Raw genomic sequence first — 17,369 nt, 5'->3', positions numbered from 1 at the left:
TTATTTCTCACTATCCACCAGACCACGAACAAACGCTCTTTGCATCACCAGTACCACCACTAAAGGCGGTGCCAGTGTCAGTAACATCGCCGCCATCACCTGATTCCACTGGGTGGTTCCATCGCCGGTTGAAATCATGCTTTTAATGCCGGCCACAGCAGTGCCCATATCCGCTTTACTGGTAATCAAAATCGGCCACAGATACTGGTTCCAGCCATAAATAAAGGTGATAACGAACAGTGCAGCCAGGTTAGTGCGCGAAAGCGGTAATACGATGTCGCGGAAAAAGCGCAGCGGAGAAGCACCATCAATGCGTGCCGCTTCCAGCAACTCGTCCGGTAATGTCATAAAAAACTGGCGAAACAGAAATGTTGCCGTCGCAGAGGCCATCAATGGCAGTGTCAGCCCGGTGTAGCTGTCGAGCATTTTCAGGTTGGCAATCACTTCAACGGTAGGGAAAATACGCACTTCCACCGGTAACATCAGCGTGATAAAGATCATCCAGAAGCACAGGTTACGCAGTGGGAAACGAAACCAGACAATGGCGAAAGCGGAAAGCATGGACACCGAGATTTTGCCCACAGTAATGCCCAGTGCCATCACAAAACTATTCAGTAATAACACCCCAAATGGCGCAGTGTTGCCCCCCACGCCCTGGTGCCAAATAAGCGACAGGTTTTCCCACAAATGTCCGCCAGGTAACAGGGTCATTGGGGTATTGAACACCGCTTTGTTGTCGAGTGTGGCGGCCACAAATGCAACATACAGTGGGAATAAAATAACGACGATTCCCGCCATCAGCATAATATGGCTGAAAATATCCAGCCCGCGTCGGTTCTCTATCATTGGTAACGCACCTTGTTTTCCACGTAGCGGAACTGAATCACCGTCAGAATAATGACCAGTACCATAAGTACCACGGACTGCGCGGCAGAAGCCGATAAATCCAGCCCGGCAAAGCCTTCCCGATAGATTTTGTAAATCAGCGTCGTCGTGGCCTGAACCGGCCCACCGCCTGTTGCTGCGTCAATCACCGGGAATGTGTCAAAAAAGGCATAAACAATGTTAACCACCAACAGGAAAAAACTGACCGGAGTAATCAGTGGCAGTGACACTCGGAAAAAACGCCTGACAGGCCCGGCGCCATCAATGGCGGCAGCTTCCATCAGGGAACGGGGAATAGACTGAAGTGCGGCGAAGAAAAACAAGAAGTTATAACTTATTTGTTGCCAGACAGAGGCAAATACCACCAAAAACATAGCCTGCCCACTATTTTGTGCATGATTCCAGTGGTACCCCAGTTGTTCCAGCGCCCATACCAACAACCCGCGCCCCGGGTTGAACAGGAAGATCCACAACACAGCCGCAATTGCAGGTGCAACGGCATAAGGCAGTAATAACAGGGTTTGGTAGAGGCGGCTTCCCCTCACAACATGATTCACCAGGGCTGCGAAAAACAAAGAGATAACCAGCCCACAGCCAGTCACCAGGGCACTGAACTTGATAGTGGTCCAGAAAGCATCAAGGTAATAACTGTCGTGTGCCAGTTGAATGAAGTTGCTCATCCCGGCAAAAGTGCTGGATAAACCGAAAGGGTCGACGTTCTGGACCGAATACCACAAAGCTTCACCGGCAGGCCAGATGAAAAAAATAATGGTGATAACCACTTGTGGCAGTACCAGTACATAAGGTAACCACGAAGTGCGAAAAACCGGGCGTGATGATGACATAGCATTACCTGGCAAGGATAATATGCTTCACTGCCATCCGGGCAGTGAAAGAGTAAACAGGCCGCATATCCCACTCCCGGGCAGCTTCACTGCACCGGGAGAAAAACTGGCACGACTATGCGCGCCAGTTTTCAGGGCAATCAGGACTTCGTAGACTGTTCAAAGCGGCGCAGTAACTGGTTACCACGTTCAACGGCAGCATCCAGCGCCTGTTTAGGCGTTTTCTTACCTGTCCAGACACTTTCCAGCTCTTCATCAATAACGGTACGAATCTGTGGCATATTGCCCAGACGTAACCCTTTGGTGAACGGCAATGGCGGCTTGTTCAGCATCTGGCGCGTGGCAATATCAGCCCCTGGGTTTTTGTCGTAGAAGCCATCTTTGCGTGTCAGCTCATAAGCGGCTTTAGTAATCGGCAGGTAGCCCGTTTTCTGGTGCCATTCAGCGGCAATTTCTGGCTTCATCAGGAACTTCATAAACTCAGCCACACCTTTATAGGTCGCCTTGTCTTTACCCTGCATCACCCATAAGCTGGCACCACCGATAATGGCGTTTTGCGGTGCATTTGGCACGGTATCGTCGTATGGCATCATGCCCACACCGTAATTAAACTTCGCATAGTGGCGAATATCAGCCAGCGAGCCGGAAGATGCCGTGGTCATAGCGCAGTCACCGTTATAGAACTTCTCTGTTGACTCGTCTTTGCGGCCAAAATAGCTAAATGTCCCTTTCTTGTGCATCTCTTCCAGCATGGCAATATGGCGCACCTGCACTGGCTGGTTAAATTCCAGTTTGGCATCAGTGCCATCAAAACCATTGTTTTCAGTGGCAAACGGCAGGCCGTGCCAGGCACTGAAGTTTTCCAGTTGGATCCAACCCTGCCAGCCACTGGCGTACCCACACTGCATACCTGCCGCACGAACTTTCTCTGCGTCTATTGCCAGTTCCTGCCAGGTTTTTGGCGGCTGATCCGGGTTCAGGCCTGCTTTTTTAAAGGCGTCTTTGTTGTAATACAGCACTGGTGTGGAGCTGTTAAAAGGCTGGGACAACAGGTGCCCGGTTTTTGAGTCGGAGTAGTAACCCGAAACGGTCGGCACAAATTGTGATTCATCATAGGGAATACCAGCTTCTTTAAATACCTGGTAAACCGGCTTGATAGCTTTAGAGGCCATCATGGTTGCCGTGCCCACTTCATATACCTGCAAAATGGCGGGTGCATTTCCCGTGCGGAATGCGGCAATCCCGGCTGCCAGGCTTTGTTCGTAGTTGCCTTTATACACCGGCTCAATTTTGTAATCCGGATGGGTCTGGTTAAAGCGCTGGGCTAACGAATCCACTTCTTTACCCAACTGACCTTCCATGGAATGCCAAAACTGAATAGTTGTGACGGCCATCGCCTGGGTGCTGAAAGCCAGACCAAGCGTAATGCCCAAAGCTGTGTGTCGTAGCAAAGCGTTCATGCCGTTATCTCTCTTGTGTCCATGGGGAAATGCGCGATATCACGCGTTTTTTGCTCGCGAAGTAACATGACATGCCCATATGACAGAAAAATAACTTTTACGTGACGTAATTATGACGAACGAGTGATAACGGGATTTCAGTAACAAGACACTTTAGTGAAAGGACATGTAAAACAAGAGAGAAAATGAAAAGGGGCCAGAATGGCCCCCCTCAGCGTGATGAAAAAGAAGGGAAAAGCGTGGTTTTCCCTTCTTTTTAGTTAGCGGGCGAAAATCAATGACTTGATTTTCCAGGTTTTTTATTGGATGACATACTCTCGTTCTGTGCTGACAAACAAGAAAAAAATGTTAGCCGCCCAAATAAGCGCTACGCACTGCTTCATTTGCCAACAGAGCATCCCCGGAGTCTTCCAGCACCACATGGCCGTTTTCCAGAACATAACCACGGTCGGCCAGTTTCAGCGCCTGATTAGCGTTTTGTTCTACCAGGAAGATTGTCATGCCTTCTTCACGCAACTGCTCAATGGTATCGAAGATTTGCAGAATTATGATAGGTGCGAGGCCCAGAGACGGTTCATCAAGCAACAATAAACGAGGCTGGCTCATCAATGCCCGGCCAATGGCCAGCATCTGTTGTTCACCACCAGACATGGTTCCGGCACGCTGGATACGGCGCTCTTTCAGGCGAGGAAACAGGTCATAAACCCGCTCAATACGTTCCTGGTACTGTTGCCGGTCCGCAAAGAAGCCACCCATTGCCAGGTTTTCTTCTACCGTCATGCGGGAAAAAACCCGGCGCCCTTCCGGTACAATCGCCACCGCTTCACGCATGATTTTCGCGGTATGCCAGTGGGTAATATCTTTACCATCAAAGGTAATGGTTCCCTGAGTGGCTCGCGGATCGCCACACAAGGTTCCCAGCAACGTGGTTTTCCCTGCGCCATTTGCCCCAATCAGGGTAACTATCTCCCCCTGGTTGATGTGCAAAGAGACTTCATGCAGCGCCTGAATTTTCCCATAGTGCGCACTGACCTGGTCGAAAGATAACATTACATTGCCCATATTATGCTTCTCCCAGGTAGGCCCGAATCACATCCGGGTTATTACGAATCTGCTCTGGTGTACCATTAGCCAGCGGGGTACCCTGGTTTACTACATAGATACGATCAGAAATACCCATTACCAGTTTCATATCATGTTCTATCAGCAATACCGTGGTGTTGTGGTGGTTACGTAACTCCATAATCAACTCATCGAGTTCATGGGTTTCATTGGGGTTAAGACCTGCAGCGGGTTCATCCAGCATCAAAATTTCTGGTTGAGTAACCATGCACCGGGCAATTTCCAGGCGGCGCTGCTGGCCGTAGGCCAGGTTACCCGCAAGACGGTTCGCATGCTCCAGCAAGCCAATGCGTTCAAGCCAGGCGGCAGCGCGGTCCAGTGCCGCACTTTCCGATTTACGGAATGCTGGTGTTTTCAACAATCCGGAAAACAAGCCACTTTTCATGTGCTGGTGTTGTGCCACCAACAAGTTTTCAATCACCGTCATTTCACGGAACAGGCGAACATGCTGAAAAGTACGCACCACACCCAGCCGGGCGATTTCCTGGCCTGGCAGGCCTTCCAGGTGTTTATCCCGTAATAAGATCTGCCCACCCGTTGGGCGATAAAAACCAGTCAGGCAGTTAAATACCGTGGTTTTCCCTGCCCCGTTAGGGCCAATCAAAGAAACAATTTCCTGGGGATGTAATTCCAGGGAAACATCGTTAACCGCCAGCAAGCCGCCAAAACGCATCATCAGGCCGCTGACAGATAATAATGGCTGACTCATGCCTGCTCTCCTTCACTGCGCTTTTTCAATTTAACCTGAGCACGGGTCACAGGTAATAACCCCTGCGGGCGCCAGATCATCATCAGGACCATTAGCGCACCAAGCATTAACATGCTGTATTCATTGAAATCACGCATCAGTTCGCGAGACACAACCAGCAAAATGGCTGCCAGAATAACGGCGAGTTGCGAGCCCATTCCACCCAGCACCACAATCGCCAGTACAAAGGCTGACTCAGCAAAAGTGAAAGATTCCGGGCTGATAAACCCCTGACGGGCAGCGAACAGCGTGCCAGCAAACCCGGCAAAAGCAGCACTAATAGTGAATGCTGTCAGTTTGATACGTGTTGGGCTCAGGCCCAAAGAACGGCAGGCAATTTCATCATCACGCAGCGCTTCCCATGCACGCCCAAGTGGCATACGTAACAGGCGGTTAATAATGAATACCGTCAGTACCACTAACAGTAAAGCGACCAGGTAGAGGAAAATAATGCGATCACTGGGATCATATTTCACATGAAAGAAGTGGCTGAACGTATCCCAGCCGCCTTCGCGTGGAGAGCGGTTGAACTCCAGGCCAAACAGTGTCGGCTTGGGAATCTGGCTTATCCCATTTGGTCCACCAGTGATTGAGGTATTGTTCAGTAACAGGATACGCACAATTTCACCGAACCCCAGGGTGACGATAGCCAGATAATCCCCACGCAGGCGCAGAACCGGGAAGCCTAACAGGAAACCCGACAGTGCGGCGACCAGGCCAGATAACGGCAGGCAAACCCAGAAACCTAAACCGTAGTAGTGGCTCAGCAATGCGAAGGTGTAGGCACCAATAGCATAAAAGCCGCCATAACCCAGAACCAACAGACCAGACAGACCAACCACCACGTTCAACCCCAGACCGAGAATGATATAAATCATGGTCATGGTGGCAATGTCCACCGTACCGCGAGAAACCAGGAACGGCCAGACAACAGCAATCACCAGAATGGCACCAAGCAACAACTTCTGTTTCGCACTGGAACCGTCAATGGCAGGCATTGTCAGGCGTGGACCGGCAACCTTTTTCATCGCTTGCTGGAACAATGGCCGTAAGATTTGGAACAGGAAGACTACCCCAGTACCAATATAGATCCACTCCCAACGGATATTTGCCGCACTCCCAACAACCAGACGTGTTCCACTCAAATTCAGTTGCACGCCCATAAAGACCGACGCCAGCACAAAGAAAATCGCGGCAGACAAAATGGCAAAGAAAAACGTAACTGGTTTCATACTTTTTCTACCTCCGGGCGGCCAAGGATACCGGTAGGCATAACCAGCAACACCACGATTAACAAGGCAAAAGAAACCACGTCTTTATATTCAGTACTCAGGTAAGCGGACGTCAGCGCTTCGGATATTCCAAGGATAAGTCCGCCAATCATCGCACCTGGAATACTCCCTATTCCACCTAAAACCGCAGCGGTAAAGGCTTTCATCCCGGCCATAAAGCCAATAAATGGGTTAATTACCCCATAGAACTGGCCCAGCAGAACACCGGCAACCGCAGCCATCGCAGCACCAATAACAAAGGTCAGTGCAATTACGCGGTCAGTGTTAATACCCAGCAGGCTCGCCATTTTCAAATCTTCGGCACAGGCACGACAGGCCCGCCCCATGCGGGAATAACGAATGAATAAGGACAAGGCCAGCATCGCAATAAAGGTCACCACCCAAATCACCAGTTGCATGGTGGTAACAGATGCCGAGAAATTCTCGCCAGCACCTATAATCCATTGCCCGTTAATCAGACTGGGCAACGCTACATCACGAGACCCCTGAGTCAGGCTGACGTAGTTTTGCAGGAAGATAGACATCCCGATAGCGGAAATCAGCGCAATCAGTCGCTTGGAGTTACGCACGGGTTTATACGCCACTTTTTCAATGGACCAGCCGTACGCACTGGCAATGACAATGGCACCAACAAAACCGGCACCAATCAACATCCAGCTGGTATCAATACCCATCATCATCAGAGCGGCGATTATCATGAACGAGACATAACTGCCAATCATATACACTTCACCATGGGCAAAGTTGATCATGCCGATAATGCCGTAAACCATTGTGTAGCCAATAGCGATAAGGGCATAAGTGCTGCCCAGTGTCACGCCATTAAACATTTGCTGTAAAAAATAGAGAAACTGCTCAGACATAACATAGCCTTTTTCTGTCCTTGTAGCTGCAATTCAGCTGCAAGGTGGGATTACAGTCAGCCTTACTTCGCCACGGAGGACGAACCATCAGCATGCCAGCGGAAAACACCGAATTCGAATCCCTTCAGATCGCCTTTTTCATCCCAATTCAGCGGCCCAATTACGGTGTCAGCACCGTGTGATTTCAGGTAGTTTGCCAGTTCCAGCGGTTCTTCACTGCCAGCATGAGCCAGTGCGTTCGCCAGCGACTGTACGGCGGCATAGGTAATCCAGACATAGGGGCCAGAAGGGTCTTTTTTCTCCGCTTTTAGCGCTGCCACGATCGCCTGGTTTGCCGGGGCCTGGTCATAGCGTTTCGGCATAGTCACCAGCATGCCTTCTGCCGCCTTACCTGCAATATTAGACAATGAAGCGTTGCCCACGCCTTCCGGGCCCATAAACTGCGTGGTCAGCCCGGATGCCCTTGCCTGTCTCAGGATCTGCCCCATTTCCGGGTAGTAACCACCATAGTAAACAAAATCGATATTTTCTTTTTGCAGGCGAGCCACCAGCGTGGAGAAATCTTTCTCACCAGCGGTAATGCCGTCAAAGAAAACCACATTGGCCCCGGCTTTTTTCAGGCCATCACGCACTGAAGTTGCCAGGCCTTCACCGTATTGTTGTTTATCATGGATAACCGCAATACGTGTTGGTTTCACCTTATCGACAATATACCTGACAGCGGTTGGCGCCTGAGAGGAATCCAGACCGGCAGTACGCATGATAGTCTGGTAGCCACGCGCCGTGAGCTCCGGGTTTGTTGCCCCGGGAGTAATCATCAGAATGCCTTCATCTTCATAAATATCAGATGCAGGCTGGGTGGAAGAAGAGCAAAGGTGACCAATGACATACTTGATGCCTTCGTTAACCACTTTATTCGCCACAGCAACAGCTTGTTTCGGGTCACAGGCATCGTCATATTCCACCGCAACCAGCTTATCGCCGTTAATACCGCCTTTTGCATTAATATCTTTAACCGCCTGGCGGGCACCATTGAATTCCATATCGCCCCATTGCGCCACTGGCCCGGACATCGCGCCAATTACCGCAATTTTTATCTCTTTCGCCAGCGCCGCGTGAGACATCGCCAGCGCAACCATGCCGGCGAGCAGTGTCTTCGCGTTGATTTTCATCCTTTATAATCCCCATTCGTGATGTTGTGTGTGAATATTTTGTTTTGTTATGGTTAAAAACAGACCTGTCATTTTTATAAACGATGCTATTTTTACCTGTCCCTGTAATGAGTTAGGGGTATTTTTTCTTAAAACACCACCAAATACTCTATATTTCAGGTGATTAACCGGAGATTTTATTCTGTATTACGGCCGAGATAAACAAAAAAAACCATATACGACAGCACAAAATACTGATATAAAAAGTTGCAAAATAACGCACATTACAGAGATATAGACTGGATTATTTCTATTGTCACGGTTTAAAAACCGCTCAGTAAGAATTGACCAAATGAATCAACTGAACGCATTCTGCTTTGATGTTGAGAGGTTGCCAGTAAAATAGCGTTACATACTCACTGTTTCGTTCCAGGAAATGCAGCTTATGAAACTCACTATCATTCGTCTTGAGACATTTAGTGAACAGGATAAAATCGATCTTGCAAAAATTTGGCCTGAATATTCCGAAGCCTCACTGAGTGTTGATGACAATAACCGTGTCTACGCCGCGCGTTTTAATGAACGCCTGCTCGGTGCAACACGGGTCACGCTCAGCGGAACACAGGGAACCATGGATTCGTTTCGGGTCAGAGATGTCACCCGTCGCCGCGGTGTCGGGAAATATATGCTGGAAGAAGTTCTGAACGCACTGCCGGAAGTTTCCGACTGGTGGGTAACGGATGTTGGTGTGGAAAACTACGAAACAATGAATGCGTTCATGCAGGCGCAGGGTTTTGCCGAACGTGAAGGCGGCTGGCACATCCCCGAATAAAAATGGGCAGGTGCATAACCTGCCCCTGCCCACAAGGCCCTCACACAGAGGGCGCTTTTACTGACAACCGTTATTTAGCGTCTGTTGCTGTACCGTTGGCATGCCAGGTAAACACGCCGAATTCAAAGCCTTTCAGGTCGCCTTTTTGGTCCCATGACAACGGCCCCATGACCGTATTTGCACCGTGGGCTTTCAGGTAATCAGCCATAGCTTCAGTATCGCCACCACCGGTATTTTCCAGCGCGGTAGCCAGAGACTGAACAGCAGCGTAGGTGGTCCATACAAACGCACCACTTGGATCCTGTTTTTTGGCTTTGATAGCGGCAACAATCGGTTTGTTTGCCGGCAACTGGTCGTAGTTCTTCGGTTTGGTAACCAGTATGCCTTCTGCCGCCTGGCCTGCAATATTGGACAGAGAAACGTTCGCCACGCCTTCCGGGCCCATAAACTGAATTTTCAGCCCGGCAGCTTTAGACTGACGCAGGATTTGGCCCATTTCCGGGTGATAACCACCATAGTAAACAAAATCGATGTCTTCTTTCTTCAGACGGTCAACCAATGTGGAGAAATCTTTCTCACCAGCAGTGATACCATCAAAAAACACCACATTGGCCCCGGCTTTTTTCAGGCCATCACGAACTGATGTGGCCAGACCTTCACCGTACTGTTGTTTGTCATGGATCACCGCAATGCGTTTTGGCTTAACGTGGTCCAGAATGTATTTCACCGCAGTTGGCCCCTGGTCAGAATCCAGACCAGTGGTACGCAGAATCAGTTTATAACCACGAGCAGTCAGTTCTGGCGCTGTTGCAGCAGGCGTAATCATCAGCACACCTTCATCTTCATAGATATCAGATGCGGGCTGAGTTGAAGAAGAACACAGGTGGCCAATAACATATTTGATGCCATCGTTAACCACTTTGTTCGCCACGGCTACCGCTTGTTTCGGGTCACAGGCATCGTCGTATTCCACGGCAACCAGCTTGTCGCCTTTAATCCCGCCTTTTGCGTTAATATCTGCAATAGCCTGGCGCGCACCGGTAAACTCCTGGTCACCATACTGCGCTACCGGCCCGGACATGGCACCCACAACAGCGACTTTAATATCCTTAGCCACTGCCACGCCGCTCATCGCCAGAGCAATACACCCTGCCAGTAACGCTTTACCCTTCATATTCATCCTGAGTTTCCCCATTCTTGTTGTGATTGCAGTTTGTTGTATTTGGCACTTTTTTGTAACGGCCAGCTTAAGTGCGCCTGTCACACCATTTGTTTTATTGTCGGTAAGGCTGCCCGTGCCCATGCAGCATACTCTGCCTGAACATACCTTATTTTGGTGGATTTGGAATAACATTTTTCAACAGACTGCAACACTTTTGTGATGCAAAAAGCCCACTTGCCAGCACTACACAGCAAGTGGGAGAGTGGAAAATCACCAACCTGCGGGTAAATAACCTAATGCCGAAACGATAGCGTAGAGAGCGCTTAGTATGTACATCAGAACAATTACACCTTTGAGTACCGGGTGTGTAATCACATCAGCACACTGCCAGGCCGGGGTAATATCCCCTTTCTCCCGGGCACCTTTGAGGATAAGAATCGGCATAATCGACAAAATAACGCCACTGAATACCCCGGCAAAATAAAGTGCATTAACAAAAGACACCATACCGCTGTACGCCAGAATAAACGGCGGAACCACCACCAGCAGCATTACGCCAAACCGACGGAGTGACTGGGTATCACTGCCAAGTGAAAATTTGTCGAAGATATTAGTCAGAAAGCTACCACCCAACCCCCAATACGAAGTGAGCATGGCGCATAACGCAAAGATATTGGCAGAGAAGAAAGCCCATTCCCCCAATGCCTTACCCCAGGAAATGGTGGCAACATCGCTGACAGCATCCAGACCATTTAGTGAAATAACTGAAAGTGGCACCACCGTTAATAACACGAATGTCAGCCCCATTCCCACCATAATGGCTTTGGGCAACTGAGCGGGTTTATCGCTGAACCCACGGGCCATTTCCGGCACGATATATTGCGCAGAAAAGCAGAATGCGATCACGTTAAATACCGGCACCATATAGCGCCAGTCACCTTCCAACAGAAAACGCATTTGAGTGGTGTCTTTCAGGAACGTAGCCGCCACCAGCACCGTTATCATCACAACCATACCGACACTGATAAACTTTTCACCACGACCTATCGCCTTCAGCCCCAGCCAAAGCACACCCGCAGCAGGCAAGAAGAAACACAAACTGCCCACCGCTGGTGATACCCCTAACAGGGAATGCAAGAGTTTACCACTGCCGGTCATATAGGCAGTTAATGCCCCGACACTGTTGACACACACAGAGAGGAACATCAACCAGGAACCCACGCCACCGACATAGCGTTTTGCCAGGCCGCTTAGCTGGAGATGGGCACGAGTACGTAACGTAGATTCAGCAACATAGAGCATAGTAATCGTGGTTAACACGCCCACAATAACCAGCCAGAACAAGAGAGAAAGGAATCCAGCTTTGCTGGATGCATAAGCGATGGACAGGACGCCTGCGCCGATGTTGGTCCCAACAATCATGGCGACGCCTTCGAGGAAACTTAAGGGTTTGGAGGGTGCAGAAACCCGCTCTCGAGCCGACCAGGCCCGGGAGAAAGAAGTATTCTCAGACATAGTTCTTCCTTAAATAACCGGTGGCATCCCCCACCGGTCCAGGTTGTTTTAATGGTGATTAACAGCTCATATCGATACACAGGTACTTAAGCTCCAGATATTCCTCAATTCCGTAGCGCGATCCTTCGCGTCCGAGCCCAGATTGTTTGACGCCGCCAAAAGGTGCGACTTCATTTGAGATAAGACCGGTATTCACGCCGACCATGCCGTATTCCAGCGCTTCAGAAACACGCCACTGGCGCGAGGCATCGCGGGTAAAAAAGTAGGCTGCAAGGCCAAAAATAGTGTCGTTCGCCATCTGCACCACTTCCGCTTCAGTGGTAAACCGGAATACAGGCGCGACAGGGCCGAATGTTTCTTCAGTGGCAAACCGCATGGTTTTGTTCACATCGCGCACCACCGTCGGCTCAAAAAAGGTTCCGCCAAGTACATGGGGTTTCCCGCCAGTCACCACCTGTGCGCCTTTACTCACGGCATCGGCAATGTGTTGTTGCACCTTGTCGATAGCCTGACTATCAATCAGCGGCCCCTGAGTGGTGCCCGGTTTGGTGCCTTCGCCCACAGTCAGCTTTTCAACTTGCTGCACCAGCTTGTCCATAACCTGGTCATAGACCCCGTCCTGCACATAAACACGGTTGGCGCATACACAGGTTTGCCCGCTGTTACGGAATTTAGACGCCATAATGCCAGCCACGGCGTTATCAATATCCGCATCGTCAAATACGATGATGGGTGCATTACCTCCCAGCTCCAGCGACAATTTCTTAATGGTCGGCGCGCATTGAGCCATCAGAATACGGCCCACTTCCGTGGAACCCGTGAAGCTCAGCTTGCGTACTACTGGGCTGTCGCACAGCACTTTGCCAACCTCGGCTGCATCGCCCGTGACGATTTGCAACACGCCATCCGGAATACCAGCATCCTGCGCCAGTTTACCCAGAGCCAGTGCAGTAAGTGGTGTCTGCTCTGCGGGTTTGACAATCATGCTGCAACCTGCGGCCAGCGCGGGTGCCGCCTTGCGAGTGATCATGGCGGCCGGGAAGTTCCATGGTGTAATCGCCGCGCACACACCAACGGGTTGCTTAATAACCACCAGGCGCTGGGTGGCCTGAGGAGCCTGCAATACACTGCCATCTACCCGTTTTGCTTCTTCAGCAAACCAGGTGATGAACGATGCCGCATAGGCCACTTCACCACGAGATTCCTCCAGCGGCTTGCCTTGCTCTGCTGTCATTAACTGCGCCAGGTCTTCCTGAGCCTCAAGAATAGCGGTGGCCCAGGCCTGCATATAACCGGCACGTTGTTTGGCAGTCAGCGCTTTCCACTCCGCCTGTGCCTGTTGAGAAGCAGTAATGGCCCGCTCCGTTTCAGTCGCACTCAGTTGGGGAACATGTGCTATCACTTCGCCCGTTGCCGGGTTCGTGACAGCCTCTGTTTTCCCATCCTGCGCGTTGCACCACTGACCATTGACCAGTGCCTGCTGGCAAAGTAAGCCAGGATTATTCAGTTTCATTGTGCCGCGGCCTCCTGTTGCAGAGCGCGGCTCAGAATATCCAGCGCTTTACTGAATTGTGTTTGAGGAATTGTTAACGGGTAGAGGAAACGAATCACGTTGCCGTACACACCACAGCTCAACAACAGCAAGCCTTCTTTCATTGCACGCTGCATTACACCCCGAGTGAAATCAGCAGACGGTTTACCGGTTTGGGGATCCAGGAATTCCACGGCAACCATGGAGCCCTGTGCACGGATTTCAGCAATGTGCGGGCAGGTTTCGCGGGCTTTAGTCAGTACTTCTACCAGGTGCTGGCCAAGTTGACTGGCACGCTGGCACAATTGTTCTTCATCTATCACATCCAGCACAGCGTGAGCGGCGGCAACAGACAGCGGGTTACCGGCATAAGTGCCACCAAGCCCACCCGGTCCTGGCGCATCCATCACTTCCGCGCGCCCGGCGACCCCGGACAGCGGGAATCCACCAGCCAGGCTTTTTGCCATAGTCATCAGATCTGGTTTAACACTGTGATGTTCCATGGAGAACAACTTGCCAGTGCGGGCAAAACCAGACTGCACTTCATCGGCAATCAGCAAAATGCCATGCTCATCACACAGTGTGCGTAACGCCTGCATAAATTCAGCAGGGGCAGGGATAAAACCGCCTTCGCCCTGGACCGGTTCCAGAAGAATGGCTGCCACCTGGGTTGGCTCGATGTCGGATTTAAACAGGCGCTCAATGCTGTCCATCGCATCCTGCACACTCACACCGTGCAGTGCATTTGGATATTGCGCATGGAATACAGAACCGGGGAACGGGCCAAAACCAATTTTGTAGGGGGCCACTTTGCCGGTCAGCGCCATCGTCATGAAAGTACGCCCATGGAACCCACCACAAAAGGTAATAATGCCCGGGCGGCGTGTGTAAGCGCGGGCAATTTTTACGGCGTTTTCTACCGCTTCTGCCCCGGTAGAGAAGAAAGTGGTTTTTGCTGGTTTCTCTACAGGTACCCGCTCGTTAATACGTTCGGCCAGGGAAACATAGCTTTCATAAGGCACCACCTGGTAGGCCGTATGGGTAAATGACTGGAGCTGGCGTTCTACTGCGGCAATCACTTTTGGATGACGGTGGCCGGTATTCAGCACCGCGATACCGGCGGAGAAATCAATATATTCATTACCTTCAACATCCCACAGTGTGGCGTTTTCGGCTTTTTCGGCATAAAAACCACACATAACACCTACGCCACGCGGTGTGGCATCCTGACGACGTTTATCTAATTGCTGATTTTTCACCCTGAATTCTCCTGTCACTGAGGCTGGTAGCCTTTCACGTATGTGCAACAAAACTTATACAGTGACGTTTATTTACACAGGGTATGGCCCTATAATCTAGTACCAGTTAAGAAAAATTGAGGGATCCAATTGCGCTCGTTGATTGGTGATTTACTGCAAATACGTTTGGCAGAACAGCCAGAAGATAAGCTGCATAAGCAGCTCTACAACGCGATACGCCTGACTATTCTTGATGGTAGTCTGGTACCAATGAGCCGTTTGCCCCCATCCAGGGATTTGGCACAGCAACTTGGCTTTTCTCGCAACACTATTTTAACAGTTTATGAACAATTACTTGCCGAGGGATATATCGTTTCCCGCCAGGGAAGTGGTACTTTTATCGCACAAACCCTGCCAGACACTTTTTTTTCCTCTCCAGAAATACTTAACTCAGAAGAAGACTCTGATCTGTCTCAGGCCTTCTCATTGCGTGGTCAGACCTTACTGAACCACAGTAGTGCAAGCCCACAGCAGTGGGGAGCGTTTATTCCTGGGGTACCGGATGTAACCGCATTTCCCCATGCACTATTCAGTAAAATCCAGGCCAGGATCAGCCGCCGCCCTGGTGCCCAACAACTGACTTACAGTTGCCAGGGAGGCAGCCCCGACCTGCAACTCGCCCTGGCGGATTATTTACGTGTCGCACGCTCAGTGCACTGCTCCCCAGACCAGATCCTGATTACAGAAGGAATACATCAGGCGTTTGATTTAATCAGCCGCATGCTGTGCAATCCCGGCGACAATGCCTGGATTGAAGAGCCCGCTTACTGGGGAATTCGCAATATTTTGCGGATGAATGATGTCCGGATTACGCCTGTCAGTGTTGACCAGTACGGCATGAACCCACCAGACCCACCACTCACAGGCAGGCCACCACGCCTGATTTTCGTAACGCCATCCCACCAATATCCGTTGGGGTCAGTCATGAGCCTGGAACGCCGCCAGCGCTTACTGGCTCTGGCGCGCTACAGTGGCAGCTGGATTGTGGAAGATGATTACGACAGTGAGTTTCGCTTTTCGGGGCAGCCGATTCCCGCCCTTCAGGGTCTGGTTCGTGACCCGCCCGTTATTTACATTGGAACATTCAGTAAAACCCTCTACCCGGCCTTGCGGCTTGGCTATGTGGTGCTTCCCAAAGCCATTGCCAGTGCATTAAAAACCGCACACGGGGAATTGTACCGCGGGGGGCATTTGCTGGCACAAAATGCGCTGGCGCAGTTTATTACCCAGGGGCACTACACAGCTCATATTCGCCGGATGCGCTTACTGTACGCACGCAGGCGGGCTTTTCTGGCAGGGCTGATTACTCGCTATTTAGGTGAACCGGCACTGGGGGATTTCAACAATAATGCCGGGTTGCACCTGATTTTAAACCTGCCTTTAACGGCCGATGACGTGGCGATTGCCCAGGCCGCCAGCGCGCAGGGGATTCTGGTGCGGCCGCTATCCCGTTATTACTTCGGAACACGGGTACATAAGGGGCTGTTGATGGGGTTTGCCTGTGTGCCCGAAGAGGAAATGGAACGCGCATTTCTGAAGTTACTGCCCTGCATACACCGGGCTTGTCCGGAACTGGAATTACCCACCAGGGGCTGAATGACCGGCATAAAAAAACCCCGTCTGCCGGGTAGCAAACGGGGTGATTGTGTTCGGTGCCAATCAGGCTTCGATAGCTGCTCGCAGTTTTTTCATGGCGTTCTTTTCAAGCTGGCGAACACGCTCAGCAGAGACACCATACTGATCTGCCAGTTCCTGCAATGTGCTCTTGTTGTCTTCATCCAGCCAACGAGCCCGAATAATTTGCTGGCTACGCTCATCCAGGCCTTCCAGCGCCAGAGTGAGTTTATCGGCGGCATGTGATTCCCAATTATCATCTTCAATGCCATCGGCAAAGTTTGAAGATTTATCCTGCAGATAGAGGACCGGAGCCATTGGCTGGCTGTCATGGGAATCATCATCGCCTGGCATATCGAAGGTCATATCCTGGGCTGCCATACGTGATTCCATTTCACGCACATCTTTACTGGTAACGCCCAGTTCGCGGGCAACCATTTCGACTTCATCCTGGTTAAACCAGCCTAAACGCTGTTTCGTTTTACGCAGGTTAAAGAACAGTTTACGTTGCGCTTTGGTTGTTGCTACTTTCACGATACGCCAGTTGCGCAGCACATATTCATGGATCTCAGCTTTGATCCAGTGCACTGCAAATGATACCAGGCGCACACCGACATCCGGGTTAAAGCGGCGCACCGCTTTCATCAGCCCGATATTGCCTTCCTGAATGAGGTCAGCCTGTGGCAGACCATAACCGGAATAGTTGCGCGCAATATGAACAACAAAGCGCAGGTGCGACAGAATCAGCTTTTTAGCTGCTTCCAGATCACCCTGGTAATGCAGCCGTTCAGCCAGCTCCCGTTCTTCATCTGCCGATAACATCGGCCAGGTATTGGCCGCCCGGATATACGATTCCAGATTGCCTACCGGGGCTAAAGCTAAATTTTGCATTTCTTTGGTCATTCAAATCCTCACATCACCTGTCGCCTGGTATTGAGCATACCCCTGTCAGGCAGTCATGCTTTTACCAAAGCGTGTTGAATAACGAGACTATCATTCACACCTTAGCTATGACAATAAAGTTATCCACAAGTTCACATATGATTTGTGA

At 50.7% G+C, this 17,369-nt stretch carries 15 protein-coding genes; 2 read left to right on the top strand and 13 right to left on the bottom strand.

The genetic code is table 11. The features are described from left to right. From ugpE to livK, 8 genes are all read right to left on the bottom strand, one after another. Positions 1-846, bottom strand: coding sequence for a sn-glycerol-3-phosphate ABC transporter permease UgpE (gene ugpE / locus MPHASIOC01_RS01880; RefSeq protein ID WP_064597882.1), 846 nt, complete (start codon positions 844-846; stop codon positions 1-3). Beyond that, positions 843-1,730 (bottom strand): sn-glycerol-3-phosphate ABC transporter permease UgpA, encoded by an 888-nt coding sequence (gene ugpA / locus MPHASIOC01_RS01875; RefSeq protein ID WP_064597880.1) that lies wholly within the window; start codon positions 1,728-1,730, stop codon positions 843-845. Before ugpA ends, ugpE begins: the two co-directional genes overlap by 4 nt. A gap of 140 nt (positions 1,731-1,870) precedes the next feature. Beyond that, positions 1,871-3,190, bottom strand: coding sequence for a sn-glycerol-3-phosphate ABC transporter substrate-binding protein UgpB (ugpB, locus tag MPHASIOC01_RS01870; protein ID WP_064597877.1), 1,320 nt, complete (start codon positions 3,188-3,190; stop codon positions 1,871-1,873). A 348-nt stretch (positions 3,191-3,538) separates the two neighbouring features. After that, positions 3,539-4,252, bottom strand: a complete 714-nt coding sequence (livF, locus tag MPHASIOC01_RS01865) for a high-affinity branched-chain amino acid ABC transporter ATP-binding protein LivF (protein ID WP_064597875.1) — start codon at positions 4,250-4,252, stop codon at positions 3,539-3,541. A gap of 1 nt (position 4,253) precedes the next feature. Further along, a complete protein-coding gene (livG, locus tag MPHASIOC01_RS01860; RefSeq protein WP_064597873.1) occupies positions 4,254-5,021 on the bottom strand; it encodes a high-affinity branched-chain amino acid ABC transporter ATP-binding protein LivG in 768 nt (255 codons plus the stop codon). Then, positions 5,018-6,292 carry a high-affinity branched-chain amino acid ABC transporter permease LivM gene (locus MPHASIOC01_RS01855; RefSeq protein WP_064597871.1) on the bottom strand — a complete coding sequence of 425 codons (1,275 nt, stop codon included), beginning with the start codon at positions 6,290-6,292 and terminating at the stop codon, positions 5,018-5,020. Before MPHASIOC01_RS01855 ends, livG begins: the two co-directional genes overlap by 4 nt. After that, complete coding sequence (livH, locus tag MPHASIOC01_RS01850) at positions 6,289-7,215, bottom strand: high-affinity branched-chain amino acid ABC transporter permease LivH (protein WP_064597870.1); 927 nt, start codon at positions 7,213-7,215, stop codon at positions 6,289-6,291. The genes MPHASIOC01_RS01855 and livH overlap by 4 nt, the downstream gene beginning before the upstream one ends. A gap of 62 nt (positions 7,216-7,277) precedes the next feature. Then, positions 7,278-8,387, bottom strand: a complete 1,110-nt coding sequence (gene livK / locus MPHASIOC01_RS01845) for a high-affinity branched-chain amino acid ABC transporter substrate-binding protein LivK (RefSeq protein ID WP_353613825.1) — start codon at positions 8,385-8,387, stop codon at positions 7,278-7,280. Between the two features lie 424 nt (positions 8,388-8,811). Here livK and panM point away from each other — a divergent pair, with 424 nt between their 5' ends. Further along, on the top strand, positions 8,812-9,198 hold the full coding sequence (gene panM / locus MPHASIOC01_RS01840) for an aspartate 1-decarboxylase autocleavage activator PanM (RefSeq protein ID WP_353613824.1): 387 nt from the start codon (positions 8,812-8,814) through the stop codon (positions 9,196-9,198). Between the two features lie 70 nt (positions 9,199-9,268). Here the strand turns inward: panM and MPHASIOC01_RS01835 are convergent, their stop codons facing one another. From MPHASIOC01_RS01835 to MPHASIOC01_RS01820, 4 genes are all read right to left on the bottom strand, one after another. Continuing rightward, complete coding sequence (locus MPHASIOC01_RS01835; protein WP_156519049.1) at positions 9,269-10,378, bottom strand: branched-chain amino acid ABC transporter substrate-binding protein; 1,110 nt, start codon at positions 10,376-10,378, stop codon at positions 9,269-9,271. Between the two features lie 252 nt (positions 10,379-10,630). Continuing rightward, a complete protein-coding gene (locus MPHASIOC01_RS01830; RefSeq protein WP_064597863.1) occupies positions 10,631-11,875 on the bottom strand; it encodes an aromatic amino acid transport family protein in 1,245 nt (414 codons plus the stop codon). Positions 11,876-11,933: 58 nt separating this feature from the next. Then, positions 11,934-13,388, bottom strand: a complete 1,455-nt coding sequence (locus tag MPHASIOC01_RS01825; protein ID WP_353613823.1) for an NAD-dependent succinate-semialdehyde dehydrogenase — start codon at positions 13,386-13,388, stop codon at positions 11,934-11,936. Continuing rightward, complete coding sequence (locus tag MPHASIOC01_RS01820) at positions 13,385-14,665, bottom strand: 4-aminobutyrate--2-oxoglutarate transaminase (RefSeq protein WP_064597860.1); 1,281 nt, start codon at positions 14,663-14,665, stop codon at positions 13,385-13,387. The genes MPHASIOC01_RS01825 and MPHASIOC01_RS01820 overlap by 4 nt, the downstream gene beginning before the upstream one ends. A gap of 129 nt (positions 14,666-14,794) precedes the next feature. Here MPHASIOC01_RS01820 and MPHASIOC01_RS01815 point away from each other — a divergent pair, with 129 nt between their 5' ends. Further along, the gene (locus MPHASIOC01_RS01815) at positions 14,795-16,300 is read left to right on the top strand and encodes a PLP-dependent aminotransferase family protein (RefSeq protein WP_064597858.1); all 1,506 of its coding nucleotides are present in this window, start codon (positions 14,795-14,797) and stop codon (positions 16,298-16,300) included. A gap of 63 nt (positions 16,301-16,363) precedes the next feature. Here the strand turns inward: MPHASIOC01_RS01815 and rpoH are convergent, their stop codons facing one another. Further along, positions 16,364-17,221 carry an RNA polymerase sigma factor RpoH gene (gene rpoH, locus MPHASIOC01_RS01810; protein ID WP_064597856.1) on the bottom strand — a complete coding sequence of 286 codons (858 nt, stop codon included), beginning with the start codon at positions 17,219-17,221 and terminating at the stop codon, positions 16,364-16,366. Positions 17,222-17,369: the final 148 nt, after the last annotated feature.

Origin of the sequence: Mangrovibacter phragmitis (assembly GCF_040429585.1) — a bacterium.
GTDB lineage: Bacteria > Pseudomonadota > Gammaproteobacteria > Enterobacterales > Enterobacteriaceae > Mangrovibacter > Mangrovibacter phragmitis.
Note: the sequence above shows the minus strand (reverse complement) of the source record. Positions and strands in the feature narration are given on the sequence as shown.

Excerpts from the sequence above, each read along its gene's own strand:
- ugpB (WP_064597877.1), bottom strand. The coding sequence starts at position 3,190 with ATGAACGCTTTGCTACGACACACAGCTTTGGGCATTACGCTTGGTCTG.
- ugpA (WP_064597880.1), bottom strand. The coding sequence starts at position 1,730 with ATGTCATCATCACGCCCGGTTTTTCGCACTTCGTGGTTACCTTATGTA.
- livF (WP_064597875.1), bottom strand. The coding sequence starts at position 4,252 with ATGGGCAATGTAATGTTATCTTTCGACCAGGTCAGTGCGCACTATGGG.
- rpoH (WP_064597856.1), bottom strand. The coding sequence starts at position 17,221 with ATGACCAAAGAAATGCAAAATTTAGCTTTAGCCCCGGTAGGCAATCTG.
- livH (WP_064597870.1), bottom strand. The coding sequence starts at position 7,215 with ATGTCTGAGCAGTTTCTCTATTTTTTACAGCAAATGTTTAATGGCGTG.
- MPHASIOC01_RS01825 (WP_353613823.1), bottom strand. The coding sequence starts at position 13,388 with ATGAAACTGAATAATCCTGGCTTACTTTGCCAGCAGGCACTGGTCAAT.
- livK (WP_353613825.1), bottom strand. The coding sequence starts at position 8,387 with ATGAAAATCAACGCGAAGACACTGCTCGCCGGCATGGTTGCGCTGGCG.
- panM (WP_353613824.1), top strand. The coding sequence starts at position 8,812 with ATGAAACTCACTATCATTCGTCTTGAGACATTTAGTGAACAGGATAAA.
- MPHASIOC01_RS01835 (WP_156519049.1), bottom strand. The coding sequence starts at position 10,378 with ATGAATATGAAGGGTAAAGCGTTACTGGCAGGGTGTATTGCTCTGGCG.
- MPHASIOC01_RS01855 (WP_064597871.1), bottom strand. The coding sequence starts at position 6,292 with ATGAAACCAGTTACGTTTTTCTTTGCCATTTTGTCTGCCGCGATTTTC.
- livG (WP_064597873.1), bottom strand. The coding sequence starts at position 5,021 with ATGAGTCAGCCATTATTATCTGTCAGCGGCCTGATGATGCGTTTTGGC.
- MPHASIOC01_RS01830 (WP_064597863.1), bottom strand. The coding sequence starts at position 11,875 with ATGTCTGAGAATACTTCTTTCTCCCGGGCCTGGTCGGCTCGAGAGCGG.
- ugpE (WP_064597882.1), bottom strand. The coding sequence starts at position 846 with ATGATAGAGAACCGACGCGGGCTGGATATTTTCAGCCATATTATGCTG.